The sequence below is a fragment of the Halomonas sp. AOP43-A1-21 genome, from assembly GCF_052376775.1.
GTDB lineage: Bacteria > Pseudomonadota > Gammaproteobacteria > Pseudomonadales > Halomonadaceae > Vreelandella > Vreelandella colorata.
On record NZ_JBQSWC010000006.1, the window covers coordinates 68,525 to 85,415 of the forward strand.

The 16,891-nt window shown below is 51.2% G+C and carries 16 protein-coding genes and 2 tRNA genes; 16 read left to right on the top strand and 2 right to left on the bottom strand.

Features of this window, described 5'->3' with window-relative positions; all coding sequences use genetic code 11:
• Positions 1-39 precede the first annotated feature (39 nt).
• The 7 genes from ACT3R7_RS05190 to ACT3R7_RS05220 all read left to right on the top strand — a co-directional run bounded on the left by ACT3R7_RS05190 (position 40) and on the right by ACT3R7_RS05220 (position 5,497).
• Positions 40-114: transfer RNA gene (locus ACT3R7_RS05190), tRNA-His, on the top strand.
• Positions 115-148: 34 nt separating this feature from the next.
• Positions 149-223 (top strand) — tRNA-His (locus tag ACT3R7_RS05195).
• 363 nt (positions 224-586) lie between these two features.
• Positions 587-1,834, top strand: coding sequence for an NAD(P)/FAD-dependent oxidoreductase (locus ACT3R7_RS05200; protein ID WP_192538681.1), 1,248 nt, complete (start codon positions 587-589; stop codon positions 1,832-1,834).
• 99 nt (positions 1,835-1,933) lie between these two features.
• Positions 1,934-2,143, top strand: a complete 210-nt coding sequence (locus ACT3R7_RS05205; RefSeq protein ID WP_417419930.1) for a putative motility protein — start codon at positions 1,934-1,936, stop codon at positions 2,141-2,143.
• Positions 2,144-2,430: 287 nt separating this feature from the next.
• Positions 2,431-2,814 carry a hypothetical protein gene (locus ACT3R7_RS05210; protein WP_417419931.1) on the top strand — a complete coding sequence of 128 codons (384 nt, stop codon included), beginning with the start codon at positions 2,431-2,433 and terminating at the stop codon, positions 2,812-2,814.
• 199 nt (positions 2,815-3,013) lie between these two features.
• Positions 3,014-4,603: a peptide chain release factor 3 gene (locus tag ACT3R7_RS05215; protein WP_192538678.1), complete on the top strand. Its 1,590-nt coding sequence runs from the start codon at positions 3,014-3,016 to the stop codon at positions 4,601-4,603.
• Between the two features lie 123 nt (positions 4,604-4,726).
• On the top strand, positions 4,727-5,497 hold the full coding sequence (locus ACT3R7_RS05220) for a TatD family hydrolase (protein ID WP_417419932.1): 771 nt from the start codon (positions 4,727-4,729) through the stop codon (positions 5,495-5,497).
• A gap of 7 nt (positions 5,498-5,504) precedes the next feature.
• Here ACT3R7_RS05220 and ygfZ read toward each other — a convergent pair whose 3' ends face one another.
• Positions 5,505-6,467, bottom strand: coding sequence for a CAF17-like 4Fe-4S cluster assembly/insertion protein YgfZ (gene ygfZ / locus ACT3R7_RS05225; protein WP_192538677.1), 963 nt, complete (start codon positions 6,465-6,467; stop codon positions 5,505-5,507).
• Between the two features lie 161 nt (positions 6,468-6,628).
• Here ygfZ and ACT3R7_RS05230 point away from each other — a divergent pair, with 161 nt between their 5' ends.
• From ACT3R7_RS05230 to ACT3R7_RS05260, 7 genes are all read left to right on the top strand, one after another.
• Positions 6,629-6,826 (top strand): hypothetical protein, encoded by a 198-nt coding sequence (locus ACT3R7_RS05230; protein WP_018916097.1) that lies wholly within the window; start codon positions 6,629-6,631, stop codon positions 6,824-6,826.
• Positions 6,826-7,233 (top strand): OsmC family protein, encoded by a 408-nt coding sequence (locus ACT3R7_RS05235; RefSeq protein WP_018916098.1) that lies wholly within the window; start codon positions 6,826-6,828, stop codon positions 7,231-7,233. The genes ACT3R7_RS05230 and ACT3R7_RS05235 overlap by 1 nt, the downstream gene beginning before the upstream one ends.
• Before the next feature lie 20 nt (positions 7,234-7,253).
• Positions 7,254-9,278 (top strand): excinuclease ABC subunit UvrB, encoded by a 2,025-nt coding sequence (uvrB, locus tag ACT3R7_RS05240; RefSeq protein ID WP_192538676.1) that lies wholly within the window; start codon positions 7,254-7,256, stop codon positions 9,276-9,278.
• A 3-nt stretch (positions 9,279-9,281) separates the two neighbouring features.
• A complete protein-coding gene (gene nei, locus ACT3R7_RS05245; protein ID WP_192538675.1) occupies positions 9,282-10,109 on the top strand; it encodes an endonuclease VIII in 828 nt (275 codons plus the stop codon).
• Between the two features lie 187 nt (positions 10,110-10,296).
• Positions 10,297-11,802, top strand: a complete 1,506-nt coding sequence (locus ACT3R7_RS05250; RefSeq protein ID WP_018916101.1) for a fumarate hydratase — start codon at positions 10,297-10,299, stop codon at positions 11,800-11,802.
• A gap of 126 nt (positions 11,803-11,928) precedes the next feature.
• On the top strand, positions 11,929-13,347 hold the full coding sequence (gene cls / locus ACT3R7_RS05255) for a cardiolipin synthase (RefSeq protein ID WP_192538674.1): 1,419 nt from the start codon (positions 11,929-11,931) through the stop codon (positions 13,345-13,347).
• A gap of 54 nt (positions 13,348-13,401) precedes the next feature.
• The gene (locus ACT3R7_RS05260) at positions 13,402-14,319 is read left to right on the top strand and encodes a LysR substrate-binding domain-containing protein (protein ID WP_192538673.1); all 918 of its coding nucleotides are present in this window, start codon (positions 13,402-13,404) and stop codon (positions 14,317-14,319) included.
• A 15-nt stretch (positions 14,320-14,334) separates the two neighbouring features.
• On the opposite strand, the gene ACT3R7_RS05265 is transcribed toward ACT3R7_RS05260, so the two are convergent.
• Positions 14,335-15,432: a bifunctional nicotinamide-nucleotide adenylyltransferase/Nudix hydroxylase gene (locus tag ACT3R7_RS05265; protein WP_192538672.1), complete on the bottom strand. Its 1,098-nt coding sequence runs from the start codon at positions 15,430-15,432 to the stop codon at positions 14,335-14,337.
• Between the two features lie 154 nt (positions 15,433-15,586).
• Here ACT3R7_RS05265 and ACT3R7_RS05270 point away from each other — a divergent pair, with 154 nt between their 5' ends.
• Both ACT3R7_RS05270 and yccX read left to right on the top strand, forming a co-directional pair.
• The gene (locus tag ACT3R7_RS05270; protein WP_417419933.1) at positions 15,587-16,612 is read left to right on the top strand and encodes a YhjD/YihY/BrkB family envelope integrity protein; all 1,026 of its coding nucleotides are present in this window, start codon (positions 15,587-15,589) and stop codon (positions 16,610-16,612) included.
• Positions 16,612-16,887 carry an acylphosphatase gene (gene yccX, locus ACT3R7_RS05275; RefSeq protein ID WP_192538670.1) on the top strand — a complete coding sequence of 92 codons (276 nt, stop codon included), beginning with the start codon at positions 16,612-16,614 and terminating at the stop codon, positions 16,885-16,887. The genes ACT3R7_RS05270 and yccX overlap by 1 nt, the downstream gene beginning before the upstream one ends.
• Positions 16,888-16,891: the final 4 nt, after the last annotated feature.

Consider the following 16,891-nt stretch of genomic DNA (forward strand, 5'->3'; position numbering starts at 1 on the left):
AAAGCCGGTTAGGTGATCTTCTAAGTAGTGCTATCAATGGTGGATGTAGCTCAGTGGTAGAGCCCCGGATTGTGGCTCCGGTGGTCGTGGGTTCGATCCCCATCATCCACCCCAGTTGATAGAAGCAAGGCCCCAGTTTTAGGTTGTGGTGGATGTAGCTCAGTGGTAGAGCCCCGGATTGTGGCTCCGGTGGTCGTGGGTTCGATCCCCATCATCCACCCCATTAACCTCTCTCCTTATATATCTTGTGTCGATCTCCTTATTTTTTTATCTTCTATCCACTTAATTGTGGTTTTTTGCGTTTCTAATTTTTTTCTATACATCTTTTTTTTTACTCTGCATACCTGCATTCGACCCTCCCGTATGAGTTTCTGAGACCTGTCTATCTTCTTTTATCCTGCAGTATTAGCGCCTGGTAGTGAACTCATCTGTTATAAAATCTTTAGTAGGTTTAATTGCTGTATTTGATAGTTAAAAGAGATTTTTTGACTATATAAAAGGCTGATGTTTAGTGATATTTTTCAAATGCTTATTAATTCTAGTTTTTGTTTATAGTAAATACGGATTCTACTTCGAGGGGCATAAAATGACGCGACAAACGGTGGTGTTAGGTGCAGGCATGGTAGGTGTCAGTATCGCATGGCATCTGCAGCAGCGCGGACATCAGGTAACGCTGGTGGACCGCCGTCAGCCTGGTCGTGAAACCTCGTTTGGTAACGCAGGCATTATTCAGCGTGAGGCGGTTCGTCCCTACGCATTCCCACGTGACATGAAAACAATTTTAAGCGTGTTGCCTAATCGGCGCGTGGATATCCGTTATCGTGCAGCCGGTATGTTGAATGCTGCCTCTCCGCTATTAAGTTATTGGCATAACTCATCATCCCGACAGTATAAAAAAATCGTTCCGCAATGGGCTTCTCTAATTCAGCTATGCCTAAAAGCACACGGGCCAATGATTGAAGCGGCAGGTGCTGAGCATTTAGTGCGCCGAGAAGGCTGGCTGGAGATTTACCGTACTCAGGCGCGCTTGGACAAGCGTATTGAAGAGGCTGAAGAGGCGCGTGCGCTTTACGGCGTTCAGTTTGCTGTACTTGATCGCACGGGTATAGAGCGTAAAGAGCCTAATCTGGGAAGCGATATTATAGGTGCTATTCACTGGCTAGATCCGTGGACCGTGTCGGATCCTGGCGCATTGGTGGCCGCTTACGCTGACGATGTGACTAAACATGGTGGAGAAATTCTTCAGGCGGATATTCAAAAAATTGAGCAGGTCGGCGAGCGTTGGCGGGTGGTTACCCAGGCGCAAACGCTGGAAGCTGATGAGGTGGTAGTAGCATTGGGGCCTTGGGCTGGCGATTGGATGAAAGGGCTTGGCTATCATTTCCCCACTTTTGTGAAGCGTGGCTACCATATGCACTATGCCACTAAGCCACCCGCCAAATTAAATAACTGGTTGATGGATGCTGAAGTTGGTTATTTGTTAGCGCCAATGAATGCAGGGGTTCGCCTGACCACGGGGGCTGAATTAGACCGTATGGAATCGCCCGCCGATGAACAGCAGTTGGGCGCTGCAGAAAAAGTAGCCCGGAGCATTTTTCCATTGGATGAGCGGCGCGACACGGTTGCCTGGAAGGGCGCACGGCCTTGCCTGCCGGATATGAAGCCTGTCATTGGTCCCGCACCGCGTCACCCTGGGTTATGGCTAGCGTTTGGTCATGGCCATCAAGGTTTTACCCTTGGTCCGGCCACAGGGCAGCTATTGGCTGATATGATGGAAGACAAGCCTACAGAAATTGATATGGCACCATTTCGAGCAGATCGTTTTGGATCTTGATTAGATATAATGAGGCATAGCGGTAGCGATCGTTTTTTTGTGGCTAACCTGTATCTTTGCTAGTCTAAGACAACGTTTGGTTTTTTAAGGGTAAGGTTTATGGATGTTTCTATAAGCAATACGGTGAGTACAGCGCTTTATATGAACCAAGCGCAAACCGCAGAACAGGCCCAAATGCAGTTGTTTAAACAGGCTTTGGATATGCAAGCTCAGCAAGTCACTGAAATTATGGCTTCCGCTAATATGGGCGCTGAACCCGGCCTGGCTAAAGATGGCAATGTTGGCACCATGATCAACACATATGCTTAATTGGATAAGCGCTTATTAAGTGCTTACGATTATTTTGAAACGCCAAACGCCGACTTGTTCGGCGTTTTTTTTATAGTTTTTTTCTGGATCGTTTTCCAGCCGAGGCAGCTGGGTGAACGCTAAAACCAATCGCTCCCACCTCCAGTATTTTTGCTTGTGACCAACGAATGATTAAAAACTAAGTCTTACAAAACTTTTACAAAAAGTGATGCGACTGCTACATATGTAGTGTGGGTTTTAAATGATTGTTTGCTATCCAGGCACATGTAGCCAAAAAAGGAATCGCTATGAACAAGGAAACGTTGAAAAAAATTAGTATCTTAGGCGTGGCGTTAGGTTTGACCGCAAGCCCTCTGGTGTTTGCTCAGACTGACACGAGCACTGATACAGGTACTACTACAAGTACTAGCACTGTCCAGGGAGCAGGTCACGAGGGAGTGTTGGAAAACCAGCCTCGCGGCGCAGCTGCTCCTACTGGAAATAAAGAAGAGTGGGAAAGTGGCGGTGGCGAAGAAGAGGGCCCGGTCGTTGATATCGAAGATCATGAGCGCAGTCATTCAACCGGCCATGAAGCGATCAATAGTGAGCCGCGTGGGTTAGCCGCTTCTACCGGCAATAAAGAAGAGTGGCAAGAGGGCGGTGGTGAGGAAGAAGGCCCCGTTGTCGAGTAATCGATCTATTATGCCCCGCTTAGGCGGGGTATAACTGCACTATTAGTTCCTGCGTTAACACTTCCTTGTGATGAACATGGCACCTGCTCCCTCCTAACGGTACAATCTCGCCCAATTATGCAAACCTCAGTTTGAGTTGCTTAAGGCTTCCTTACGAAGCGTAAGTACGCAGCTGAGTACAAATTTCTATAGAGGCAAGATGAAAGATACCCAGTTAGCCTACGAGGCGGGGCTTAGACGCACCTTTGCAATCATTTCGCACCCGGATGCGGGTAAGACGACGATTACCGAAAAAATGCTGCTATTTGGTAATGCCATCCAGCTGGCCGGCTCGGTAAAGAGTAAACGTAACGACCGCCACGCGACTTCTGACTGGATGAAGATGGAGCAGGAGCGGGGGATCTCGGTAACGACCTCCGTTATGCAGTTCCCCTACGGCGGGCGTATCGTTAACTTGCTTGATACCCCAGGACACGAAGACTTTTCTGAAGATACCTATCGGACTTTAACGGCCGTTGACTCTGCCTTGATGGTGATTGACGGCGCCAAGGGCGTCGAAGATCGAACCGTTAAGTTGATGGAAGTGTGCCGCCTTCGTACCACGCCCATCCTCACCTTTATCAACAAGATGGACCGTGACATTCGTGACCCTATCGAAGTCATGGATGAAGTCGAGACTGTTCTTAATATCCAATGTGCACCGATGACATGGCCGGTGGGCATGGGGCGCCATTTTAAAGGCGTGTATCACCTGTATAACGATGTGATTCACCTCTATACGCAAGGCCAGGGTAGCCGCATTCCCGAAGATAAGCGGATTGAAGGACTGGATAGCCCAGAAGTCGATGCTGTACTCGGTGAAGAGCAGGCAGAAGAGCTGCGTATGGAGGTAGAGCTGGTGCGCGGTGCTTCGCATGAATTTGACCTTGAAGCCTACCGTCGGGGCGAACTCACACCGGTTTACTTCGGTACCGCCATGGGTAACTTTGGCGTACGTGAAATGTTGGACGGCTTTGTAGAGTATGCACCTGCTCCCCAGCCGCATGACACCGACGTACGTGAAGTAACTGCGCAGGACGAACGCTTTACCGGGTTTGTATTTAAAATACAGGCCAACATGGACCCTAATCACCGTGATCGCATCGCCTTTTTGCGTGTGTGCTCCGGCAAGTACGAGAAAAACATGAAGATGCGCCACGTGCGGATCGGCAAGGACGTCAAGATTGCCGATGCGCTGACGTTTATGGCATCTGACCGCTCGCATGTTGAGGAAGCCTGGCCCGGCGATATCATTGGTTTGCATAACCATGGCACGATTCAGATCGGCGATACCTTTACGGTCGGTGAGGATATGCGCTTTACCGGTATTCCTCACTTTGCCCCTGAGCTCTTCAAGCGTGTACGCCTAAAAGATCCTTTGAAGATGAAGGCGCTTCAGAAAGGTCTGCAGCAGCTCTCGGAAGAGGGCGCCACGCAGGTGTTCATGCCCATGGACAACAATGACCTGATTCTTGGCGCAGTGGGTACACTGCAGTTTGATGTGGTTGCCCACCGGCTGAAGGAAGAGTACAAGGTCGACTGTTTGTACGAAGGGGTTAATGTGCAAACGGCGCGGTGGATATACTGCGAAGATGCCAAAATGCTGGAAGAGTTTAAGCGTAAGGCCAGCGCCAACCTTGCCATTGATGGCGGTGGCTACTTAACCTACATTGCACCTACGCGGGTTAATTTACAGATGACCCAAGAGCGCTGGCCGGATATTCGTTTCCAGCCTACTCGCGAGCATTAATTCCGCGGCTCTCAATGAAATCTGATATCGGTGAGCCCAGGGAAGGGCTTGCGCACGCTTATCTGCAGCTCGCTCTCCATCTCTACACGCTCTCCATCTCTACAAAAGAAGGAGTCGCTGACAATGCTTGTTGATGCCCACTGTCATATGGATTTCAGCGTCTTTGATCAAGATCGTGACGCGGTTTTTGCGGCTGCCCATGCTTCTGGGATTGAGCACTTTGTGGTTCCCGGGACCACGCGGCAATGCTGGTCGCAGGTGTTGGCCCTTGGCACGCGCAGCGATGTCAGCGTATGCCTGGGCTTACATCCCTATTTTATGGATCAGCATCGACGAGAAGACGATATTCATGCGTTGGAGCGAATGCTAAGTGCGAACCCGTGGGTATCGGCGATCGGAGAATGCGGTATTGATGCGCGTTTTAAAGATACCTGGGATAAACAGTGGGATCTGTTTGATGATCAGCTGCATCTGGCCAAGCAGCATAAGCTTCCCGTAGTCGTTCACTGCGTACAGGCGAATGATAAGGTTAGCAAGCGTCTGCGCCAGCTGGCGCTTCCCCAGGCAGGGCTCATCCACGCCTTTTCGGGTTCTATTGAGCAGGCCCGCAAGTTTTTAGACCTGGGGTTTGTGTTAGGCCTGGGCGGTGCGGTTACCTATGAGCGCGCCCAGCGGTTACAGCGAATGGTTGCTGCGCTGCCCGACGATGGTTTTGTGTTAGAAACAGATAGCCCCGATATGCCGTTAAGTGGCCATCAGGGCGCGCGTAATGAACCCAAGCGTGTGGCTCAGGTGTGTCGCATTGTGGCAGATCTGCGTGGTCAGACTGAGCAGCAAATAGCGGCATGCAGTACTGCGAATGCCGCTCGCTTGTTTAAACTCGCCATCGACTGATATTGGTTCAGCTCTTGATTGACGCCGCTTGTTGTTCAGGGTCAAGCCGTTCAAGAGGGTAAGGCAACGGCAACAGGGTGACGGTGCTACCTTCCCAATAAAGCGACATCGCTTCTTCGACTGCTTTGGTACTCATGACGGCGAGTAATTCCACGCTGTCATTATCTTTTCTAACGCTTGTCACTACTTCGCCCAAGGCTTTATCTACTTCGTTGGTAATGCTGGCGCCGACGTCCGGCAATGTATTTGCCTTGAGCTCAGCGTGAACCAAGCGCTTTTTAACTTGTCCACGAAAGTGCGCTCGGGCAACTACTTCTTGACCGGTATAACAGCCTTTCTTAAAACTCACCCCGCCTAGTGCCTCCCAGTTAAGCATCTGGGGTAAAAAGTGATCCTGTTGAGCTTCTGTCAGCCAGGCGATTCCGCTGCGGATATCTTCAAGCTGCCAAGCCGCCTTTTGCGGTTCATCGTCGACCACGCTTAGAGAAGACGCATCTGATACACAAAATAGCCAGCGGGGCATTTCCCCAGGCACACGGATAACGCTTGTAAGGTTGTTTACACTCTGAGCGAAGGGTTTCTCGGGAAGCGTTACATTCAGAGAAGTTGCTAACGAGCTTGCATTGTCGCTGGCGCCAATAAATGTAACCTCAGTGTTATGTACCAGTTCGGCGCGGTAGAACGCGGCGAACTTGTTTAAATGGGCCGCCAGCGAGGCGACCAGCGACGTGCTGAGTATCAATCTGAAGTGTTCGGCATTGAGGCGAAGAAGCTGCCCATTAGCCAGCATTCTGCCTTTAGGTGTGCAAAAGCAGGTAAGTGGCGCAAACTCGCCATCGGCTAAACTCACCTGAGCGCTTGTTTGGCCCTGTAGGAATTTTTCAGCATCTGCCCCTTTTACATCCAGTGCTGCCAGGTGGCTCAGGCGCACGTTGTCGGTGATCGTAGTGGAGGGGATAACCGTTGCCATATAAACTCCTGGTTTGAAGGTAGCTGATAGTTAAAAGGGTGGTAAGGACGCTAAGCCTCTCAACCTGTGGGCAAAAGACGCTAATTGCAAGGTGTCATTAGCGTGCTAGACTCTTTCTTCTGTATCAGTTTTGCATAGGAATAAATGAGGAAGATAACGTCATGGCACAGCAATCACTAACATTTCAAGGCGTAAAAGATGCCGAACAGGTCAACAAGATTACCACGGCGTTGATGATGCTGGATGGTGTCGATAGTGCAGAAGTCGGTCGCCATGGGGCAGACGTGGATGGCCGCGTTAAACGTGAGGCGCTAATCAACGCCGTCGAGAAGTTGAAACTAGGAGTGAAAGTATCCTGATGCATCCGCCTATTACGGTAATCAGTCAGCGTAACCACGCGTTTCGGCAACGAGTTGAAGTCGATAGCCTGGAAGCCTTATATGCCGATGTTCCCGAAGTGGTCGGTGGTGAAGGCAGCGCGCCAGACCCGCACGACTATTTTGATATCGCCCTGGGCACCTGTAAGGCGATTACGGTGCAAATGTATGCCAAGCGTAAGCAGTGGCCGCTTACAGCGATTACCGTAACGGTTCAGCGGGATGATAGCCAGGAAGCCAAAGGCACGTACAAATTGAATGTGGTGCTAACGCTGCATGGTATTACTGACCCGGAGCAGCGGGCCAGGCTCGAGGATATCAGCCATCGCTGTCCTATTCAGCGGCTGATGACTCAGTCAACAATCGATATCACCACGCAAACGGTTTAATTTCCCAGTTAGGAGCGACGATGAGCAAAGAGTTTCGGTTGCAGTCGAAATTTAAGCCTGCCGGTGATCAGCCAAACGCCATTAAAGAGTTGGTCGGCGGCCTGGAGTCAGGTCTTGCCCATCAAACGCTACTGGGGGTAACCGGGTCGGGCAAAACGTTCACTATGGCGAACATAGTGCAACAACTTCAGCGCCCGACTATCGTGATGGCGCCCAATAAAACGCTAGCGGCGCAGCTTTATGGGGAGTTCAAGGCCTTCTTTCCCGATAACGCCGTTGAGTATTTCGTATCTTATTACGATTACTATCAGCCTGAGGCCTATGTGCCGTCATCCGATACGTTTATCGAAAAAGATGCCTCTATCAATGATCACATTGAGCAGATGCGCCTTTCGGCCACTAAAGCGCTGCTTGAGCGTCGTGACGCGCTCATTGTGGTATCCGTTTCGGCAATTTACGGGTTGGGTGATCCCGACCAGTATTTAAAGATGCGACTGCACTTTACCCGCGGCGAGTTAATCGATCAGCGAGCCTTTCTGCGCCGCTTGGCGGAGCTTCAATATACCCGCAACGATATGGATTTTCGGCGCGGTACCTACCGTGTACGTGGCGATGTAATTGATATCTTTCCGGCCGATTCTGATGAAGAAGCGGTGCGTGTTGAGCTGTTTGATAACGAGATCGACACTATTCGCCTGTTCGATCCGTTAACCGGGGATATACGGGGTCAGGTACCGCGTATGACGATTTATCCTAAATCGCACTATGTTACCCCCCGCGAGACCATTATGGGGGCAATCGACTCGATCAAGGCTGAATTGAAAGAGCGCCTTGACTGGATGCGCAAGCACGAGCGTCTGGTAGAAGCGCAGCGCCTCGAGCAGCGTACGCTCTATGATATCGAAATGATGCTTGAGCTGGGTTACTGCAACGGGATCGAGAACTACTCGCGCTATTTATCTGGCCGGGCGCCAGGTGAGCCGCCGCCCACGTTTTTTGACTACCTGCCTGACGATGCGCTGCTGTTTATTGATGAGTCTCACGTCAGCGTGCCGCAAGTAGGCGGTATGTATAAAGGCGACCGTTCGCGTAAAGAGACGCTGGTGGAGTACGGTTTTCGGTTGCCCTCGGCGCTGGATAACCGACCCATGAAGTTTGAAGAGTGGGAGTCGATTGTACCTCAGGCAATCTTTGTCTCGGCGACACCGGGTAAATATGAGGCTGAACATGCAAGCCAGGTTGTCGAGCAGGTAGTACGCCCGACGGGGCTTCTGGACCCTGAAATCGAAGTACGCCCCGCCAGCACCCAGGTGGATGATCTACTCTCCGAGATTGGGTTGCGTACCGCAGTAGGCGAGCGCGTACTGGTGACCACGCTGACCAAGCGCATGGCCGAGGATTTAACCGAATATTTTGACGAGCATGGTGTGCGTGTCCGTTATTTGCACTCCGATATCGATACGGTCGAGCGGGTGGAAATCATTCGCGATCTCCGCTTAGGCAAATTTGATGTGCTGGTGGGGATTAACCTGCTTCGTGAGGGGCTTGATATCCCCGAGGTGTCGCTGGTTGCCATTCTTGATGCGGATAAAGAAGGCTTTTTGCGTGCTGAACGCTCACTGATTCAGACTATCGGTCGAGCTGCGCGTAATGCTCACGGCAAGGCTATTTTATACGGGGATCGTATTACCGATTCAATGCGTAAAGCCATTGATGTGACCGAGAGTCGTCGGGCCAAACAGAAAGCGCATAATGAAAAGCACGGTATTACGCCAACAACCGTTACCCGCTCCGTAGCGGATATACTTGAAGCTGCGCAAACGCCAGGTAAAAAGAACAGCCGTAAGCGTGGCGCTGAGCGCAAGGTGGCCGAGGGCGAAGGCCAGTATGATATCGCCAATATGGGCCCGCATGATTTGCTAGCCGCTATCAGCAAGCTGGAGGATGCCATGTTCGAAGCTGCCCAGAACCTGGAGTTCGAAGAGGCGGCGCGCCTGCGCGACCAAGTGCATCAAATGAAAGAAAAACAGCTGGCGCTAGGGTAGGTTATGCCGGAAGGACCGGAAATACGTCGGGCAGCCGACCGGATTGAAAAGCAGATTGGCGGCCGGATGATTGATGATGCCTGGTTTGCCTTTCCCGAACTTGCCAAGCAGGTTGATTTGTTGATAGGTACTCAAGTGACTGCCGTGGATACACGGGGCAAAGCCATGCTGATCCGCTTTGCTAATCAGCAGGTGCTGTATTCCCATAATCAGCTGTACGGAGTATGGAAACTTCATCGCGTCGATGAGCCACCTACCACCAAGCGTTCTTTAAGAGCACGCCTGGAAACCGAGGGCAGGGTGGCCAGCCTGTATAGTGCATCGGATATTTCCCTATGGCAGGAAAGCGAGCTGGAAACACATCCTTTCCTGGCACGTTTAGGGCCTGACCTGTTAAGCCAGCAGGTAACGCCCGAACATGTGCTGGCGCGTTTAACCATGAAGCAATTCTACCAGCGTGGCCTAGGGTCGCTGCTGTTAGATCAAGGTCTCGTGGCTGGGTTGGGTAACTATCTGCGCTCGGAAATTTTGTTTTTCGCGCAACTTCACCCCAAACACCGGCCAGCCGATTTAACCAGCGCCCAGCAAATGCAGCTGGCAGAGTTGATCGTGGATATTACTCGCCAGGCTTACCAACTAGCCGGAGTGACTAATACTCAGGCGTGGATTGAGCAGGCCGTTGCTTCAGGTGAGTCGCGCCGCCAGTGGCGGTTTGCGGTATTTGATCGTGCTGGGCTCTCTTGCCATCGCTGTGGCGATGTTATTGAACGTACGATGGTCGGTTCTCGGCGCTTGTATCGTTGTCCCAGCTGCCAGCCATACGTTAAATAAATAATTATACCGTTATCTTTTAGGGCTGCTTACATCTCACTAAAACATATATTGCAGCTGTCATTACGCACGGTAGAGGCTGCCGCTTGCGGGTCAATACGGTATACTCCTTGCACGCTTAAGCGGCTATTCCCATGCATGTTAAAAAAAGCCGTAGAAAAGACGAAAACCAAGGAGCTGTTACTCCATGACCGTGATTCGCCAGGACGACGTTATTCAAAGCGTTGCCGATGCTCTTCAGTATATCTCTTACTATCATCCTAAAGATTTCATTGACGCGATGGATGCGGCTTATCAACGGGAACAAAACCCGGCCGCAAAAGATGCTATCGCGCAGATTTTGATTAATTCGAGAATGTGCGCCACCGGCCATCGGCCTATCTGCCAGGATACGGGAATCGTGACTGTGTTCGTTCATGTGGGTATGAACGTTACCTGGGACGCGGATATGAGCCTGGACGACATGGTCAATGAAGGCGTTCGCCGGGCTTACCTATTGCCGGATAACGTGCTGCGCGCGTCTGTACTGGCGGATCCTGACGGCAAGCGTCAGAACACTAAAGATAATACGCCCGCTATTATCCACCACACGCTGGTGCCTGGTGATAAGGTTGATATTCACGTCGCGGCAAAAGGCGGTGGCAGTGAGGCGAAGTCCAAATTCGCCATGCTGAATCCCTCCGATAGTGTCGTTGACTGGGTCATGGAGCAGCTTCCCAAAATGGGCGCAGGCTGGTGCCCGCCGGGTATGTTGGGTATTGGTATTGGCGGCACGGCTGAGAAAGCCATGCTACTCGCCAAAGAGGCGCTGCTGGATCCTATCGATATCCTGGATCTACAGGCACGTGGTCCGAGCAATCGGGCAGAAGAGCTGCGTCTTGAGCTGTTTGATAAGGTCAACAAAAGCGGCATTGGTGCACAGGGCTTGGGCGGGCTTACCACGGTATTGGATATCAAGGTAAAAGATTATCCCACCCACGCCGCGAACAAACCGGTCGCGATCATTCCCAACTGTGCCGCCACTCGCCATGCGCATTTTACGCTTGACGGTTCAGGCCCGGCAGCATTAACGCCACCTAAATTGGAAGATTGGCCGGAAATCACCCGTGAAGCGGGGGCTAACGTCAAGCGCGTGAATCTGGATACCGTCACGCCTGAAGAGGTTAAAACCTGGCAGCCGGGCGACACGCTTCTGCTTAACGGCAAGCTGCTGACAGGACGTGATGCTGCCCATAAGCGCATGGTCGATATGATCGCTAAAGGTGAGCCGCTGCCCGTCGATATGAAAGGTCGGTTTATTTACTACGTTGGCCCGGTTGATCCGATTGGTGACGAAGTTGTGGGTCCTGCTGGCCCGACCACGGCAACCCGGATGGATAAGTTCACCCGTACCATGCTCGAAGAGACAGGGCTTTTAGGCATGGTAGGCAAGGCTGAACGTGGCCTGGAAGCGATCAACGCTATTCGTGATAACGAAGCGGTTTATCTAATGGCAGTAGGTGGTTCGGCGTACTTAGTGGCCCAAGCTATCAAGAAATCCCGCGTGGTGGGATTTGAAGATTTAGGCATGGAAGCTATCTACGAGTTTGAAGTCGAAGATATGCCCGTAACGGTTGCTGTAGACAGCCTGGGTACCTCCGTTCATCAGACCGGGCCTGCCAAGTGGAAGGAGATTATTGCTCAAACCGCATAACGCAGTCTGTGCTGTGATTGGTTATTAATTCACAGGAGCCCCGTTCATACGGGGCTTTTGTACATAAACCTCAAATAACCAAAACGCGTTTGATAGATATACCGATACGTTTAGGGAGTAGTGGGTATGGCCTCTTGGCTGCTAGGGACAGGCATTATGCTGATACACCTGTTAGGGATTGTATCGGCCGTGATGGCGTTAATGTCGAGTCGGACATCGCAAGGCGCTGTAGCCTGGATTATCTCTCTGCTTACCTTTCCCTATGTAGCGCTGCCGGCGTACTGGTTTTTTGGGCGTCCGCGTTTTTATGGCTATGTCATGGCCCGTGGCGAACGCGATACCGTCCTTAGGCGTGTATTGGCCCGCTATCAAGAAAGCGCGTTACCTTTTTTAGCGCCGCCTACCAACTCGGATACTCAAGCCGTTGAGCAGTTAGCAATGATGCCGCTAACACGGGGCAATAACGCCACATTGCTGATTGATGGTGATGCTACCTTTGACAGCCTGTTTGAAGGGATCGACAGGGCAGAGCACTACTTATTGCTGCAGTTTTTTATTGTCCGCGACGATGCGCTGGGACGTCGCCTGCAGAAGCATCTTGTTGACGCCGCTCGCCGCGGTGTGCGGGTGTATTTTCTTTACGATGAAATCGGTAGCCGTAAGCTGGGCGAAGGTTACCTTAAAGATTTATCCGTTGAGGGAGTAGAGGTTAGCGCTTTTCGTTCATCCAGAGGCTTTAAGCATCGCTTTCAGCTAAATTTCCGCAATCACCGTAAGGTTGCCGTTGTAGACGGTAAGCGTGGATGGTTAGGTGGGTTCAATGTCGGCATAGAGTACCTTGGCCAGCATCCACGCCATGGGCCTTGGCGCGATACACATTTAATGCTGGAAGGGCCCAGTGTATTAGGCTTGCAGGAAGCTTTCTGGGAAGATTGGCACTGGGCAACAGGCGAGGTAGCCAGTTTAAACTGGCAGGCGGAAAGCCACCCTGATCATGATCAGCACGTAGTTATTGTTCCTTCAGGGCCTGCAGACAGGCAAGACACAGCAAGCCTGTTAATTCAGCAGTTAATTCATAGCGCCACGCATCGGCTGTGGGTTACCAGCCCCTATTTTGTCCCTGACCAGGGCGTACAGGATGCGCTACGCCTTGCGGCCATGCGCGGTATAGATGTACGCGTTATGATTCCCGAGCGCCCAGACCATCTACTTGTGTTTCTCTCAGCCTTTGCATTTTTACCGGACATGTTAAAAGCAGGTGTTAAAATATACCGTTATCTTCCAGGTTTTTTACATCAAAAAGTAATTCTTATCGACAATGATGCAGCAACCGTGGGTACAGTAAACTTAGATAACCGCTCGTTTCGGTTAAATTTCGAAATTACTGCTTTTATTCCTAACCCGGAATTTGCTGAGAAAGTACACACCATGCTGGAGCAGGATTTAGCCCAGTGCCGGCGTGTCACAATAGATGAAGTACAGCAGCGTCCGTTATGGAAAAAAGTGGTTTCAAGAGCGGCTTATCTAATGTCACCCGTTCAGTAGTTGGCGCTGTAAATGGTCAAATTACAAAATGTTTGATGGGCAAAGGAGTGTTGGGTGAATCTTGAAACAAAATGGTTAGAAGATTTTGTCGCGCTGGCCAATACACGCAGTTTTTCTGCTTCTGCACGTCAGCGGCATGTCACTCAACCTGCCTTTAGCCGACGTATTCGTGCGTTGGAACAGGCTATTGGCGTTACTCTGGTTGATCGTTCTACTACGCCGGTAGGACTCACGTCTGAAGGGCAGTTATTCCTAGTTACCGCACGTAATCTAGTTGAGCAACTTAATGAGTCTCTGAGCCATCTGCGGGGGTTATCCATCGCCAATGAGGCGCTTGATATCGTAGCGGCCCATTCATTGGCACTCAGCTTTTTTCCTCCCTGGATCTCGCGTCTTCAAAAAGGCCTGGGCGAGCTTCCCACACGCTTGGTCGCCATGAACGTCGGGGAGGCTATTCATGTGCTGCGTGAAGGCAACTGCGACCTGATGCTGGCGTATTACGACCCCTTTGCCACCATGCAGCTGGATGCGGAAGTTTTTCCGTCATTTTCGATAGGCAAGGTCAATATGCTACCTGTTTCACTGCCGGATGAAACGGGCAAGCCCTGCTTTTCGCTACACAGTGATGCGTCCATTCCCTATCTGGCTTATACCCAAGGGGCTTTTTTGGGGCGAAGTGTGCGCATGTTGCTGAAAAATGATCCACTGCGTATGAGATTGCGCACAGTTTATGAAACAGCCATGGCAGAAGGGCTAAAGGGCATGGTACTTCAAGGCATTGGCGCTGCCTGGATTCCTGATTTCTGTATACGTGAAGAGCTCAAAAGCGGCCGTTTAGTAAGAGCGGGCGATGAAAGCTGGGATATTCCGCTTGAGATCCGACTTTATCGCTGCTCACTTGTTCACAAGCCCGGCGTCGAAAAGCTCTGGCGACAGATGATGAAGCTACCGCGTGATTTTCTACAGGCGTAACGGCTAGGGCCTGAATTAGGGCCGAGCGCTAAAATCCGCGGGCAAGCCAAGAAAATTCTGAATAATAAAGAAGTGATCTTCAAACAGGCTATCCGGTTCTAAATCCGCCAAGGCGACCCAGCGCGCATGGTCGCCGCCTTTAACAGGTTTTAAGCGGGGCAGCTGTTGGTCTGGGCGTAGCGCAAAGTAAAAGGCTTCAGCCAGCGTGCGGCCACGCCAGCTGCGGTGTGGCTCGTCAAACAGACGCTGCCCGCGCAGCGAACCTTTCAGCACGGGCTCGGGGACTTTAAGGCGCAGCCGTTCCCTAAGTTCACGCATACAGGCATCCAGCAACCGCTCATGGGGGTTGATAAACCCTCCAGGTAAGGCGAGAAGACCTTTGCCGGGTGCCGCTGTGCGGCGCACTAAAAGCACATGGCCTGATTGCACCACAACGGCATTAACAGTGACGAAAATAGGCGGATAGGGGGCTTGCGCCCAGGCTTGGCGATACTGATCGAGCAATTGCTGCTCTTCTAGTAGCTGATAGTAAGCCTCTCCCTGGCAAAACTCACTGACGCTATTCACTACTCCAGGCGGCAGGTCGTGGTAAGCCCCCGTGGTTAGGTAATCGCCGGTGGAGCCGGGCGATCGGAACAGCCGTTCACGGATTTGGCTTGCGGAAATGCCTTCAACCAGCGGTACACTCACCGATTCCCACTGGGGAAAGAGCGAAAGGTAATAGCTTGATTGACCTCGGCTTGCGCCAATCAAGCCGATTCGCGGCAGCCGTGCATTGGCCGGAGCCGCTAGGTCACGTACTTTTCTCTGAACATCCCTTACCCATACATCGTCGTTATACAGCGCATCAAGCAAGGGGCTTATTTCCAAGCGCTGATTATCGGCGTCATCAAATCCTGAACGGATCATTGTTTGACGCTCATCAAAGCTCCATGGATTACGCAGCGAACGCGCCTGCCAAGCAGAGCCAACCAGTACAATAACCTGACGTGCCTGCTTTAATGCTTCGCGAATAATCGCTAAATGGCCCAGATGGGGAGGCTGAAAACGACCAATAAATACCAAACAATCGAAGGCGTAAGCAGGCTTAGAGCTTGTTGCGGCAGGGGCCATGTTGCTTCCTTGAACGTTTGGTTGATAAGAAGACCATTATGGAGGGCAAGATTATAGCGTGCAATGTGATCAATACTGCGCGCTGCGCCAGCATTCGCTATGCTGATAAACTATTACGCATAAAGTAACTATTAAATTGCTCAAGGGAATGAATATGATTAAAAGCACCCTCATCTTTTGGTGGAAGGTAGTACAGGATGCTGTAGCCCTATGGCTTGAGCGTAATGCGTTTAGCTACGCAGGTTCATTGGCCTTTTATACACTTTTTTCTTTGGCCCCTACGATTATTATTGCCGTGACGGTCATCGGCATAGTGTTGGGTGAAGATGCTGCTCAAGGGCAAATTGTCGCCCAGTTGCAAGGCTCTTTAGGAACGGATGTAGCGTCAGCAATTGAGGGTGCCGTAGCCCAGTCGCGGATTGAAGAATCGGGTTTACTGCCAACGCTATTGGGGTTTGGTGCGCTTTTAGTCGGTGCTACCACGGTGTTTGCACAAATGCAGTTTTCTCTAAACACTATCTGGGGGGTGACGGCGAAACCTACCAGCAATAGCATGTTTATATTCGTCAAAACCAGGCTTCTATCGCTCACCGTGGTTCTTTCAATCGGTTTTATTTTACTGGTTTCGTTGGTTCTAGGCGTAGTGGTACGCGGTATGCTGCAAGCCGCAAACGATATTTTTCCGCTAGCCGGTTATCTGACCACTATTGTGGAATCACTGATCTCTTTAGCGGTAGTGACGTTACTCTTTGCGACCATTTTCAAAGTGTTACCTGATGTGGTCTTGGGATGGCAGGATGTATTTATTGGCGCCGTGGTTACTGCCGTTTTATTTACCATTGGCCGCACGCTAATCGCGATTTATCTAGCGTATACCGCGACGGCGTCGACCTATGGAGCCGCCGGCTCAGTCGTAATGGTATTGCTATGGGTTTATTACTCGTCGCTTATTTTATTATTCGGTGCTGCGTTTACGCGTTCTCTTTTACTACGTCGGGGCAGAAAGCTGATTCCGCGCAATAGTGCGGTGCTGGTTAAGCACGAGCTGCTGGGCGTTGAGCCGCTAGAGCCTAAAGGCCACGTTCACAAAGACCATGTTCACAAAGACCATGTCCACAAAGACCATGTTCACAAAGACCATGTCCACAAAGACCACGTACAAGATACCGGTGAACGGTGATGAAAGCCTGTTGCCTGCGCGCGTTTGTTTCAGGAAAAGTACAAGGTGTTGGCTATCGCTACGCCACCCAGGAACAGGCGTTGCAGTCCAAGATAACCGGCCATGCCAAAAACCTGGCCGACGGTCGGGTTGAGGTGCTCATGTGTGGCGATAGCGAAAAGGTTAAAGCGCTTAGTGAGTGGCTTTGGAAGGGGCCCGCGCAAGCGCGGGTAACCCATATTGAATGCGAGGCAGTGGACGCTAGTTCAGTGCCTGAGCACTTCTCAATGCATTAATTAA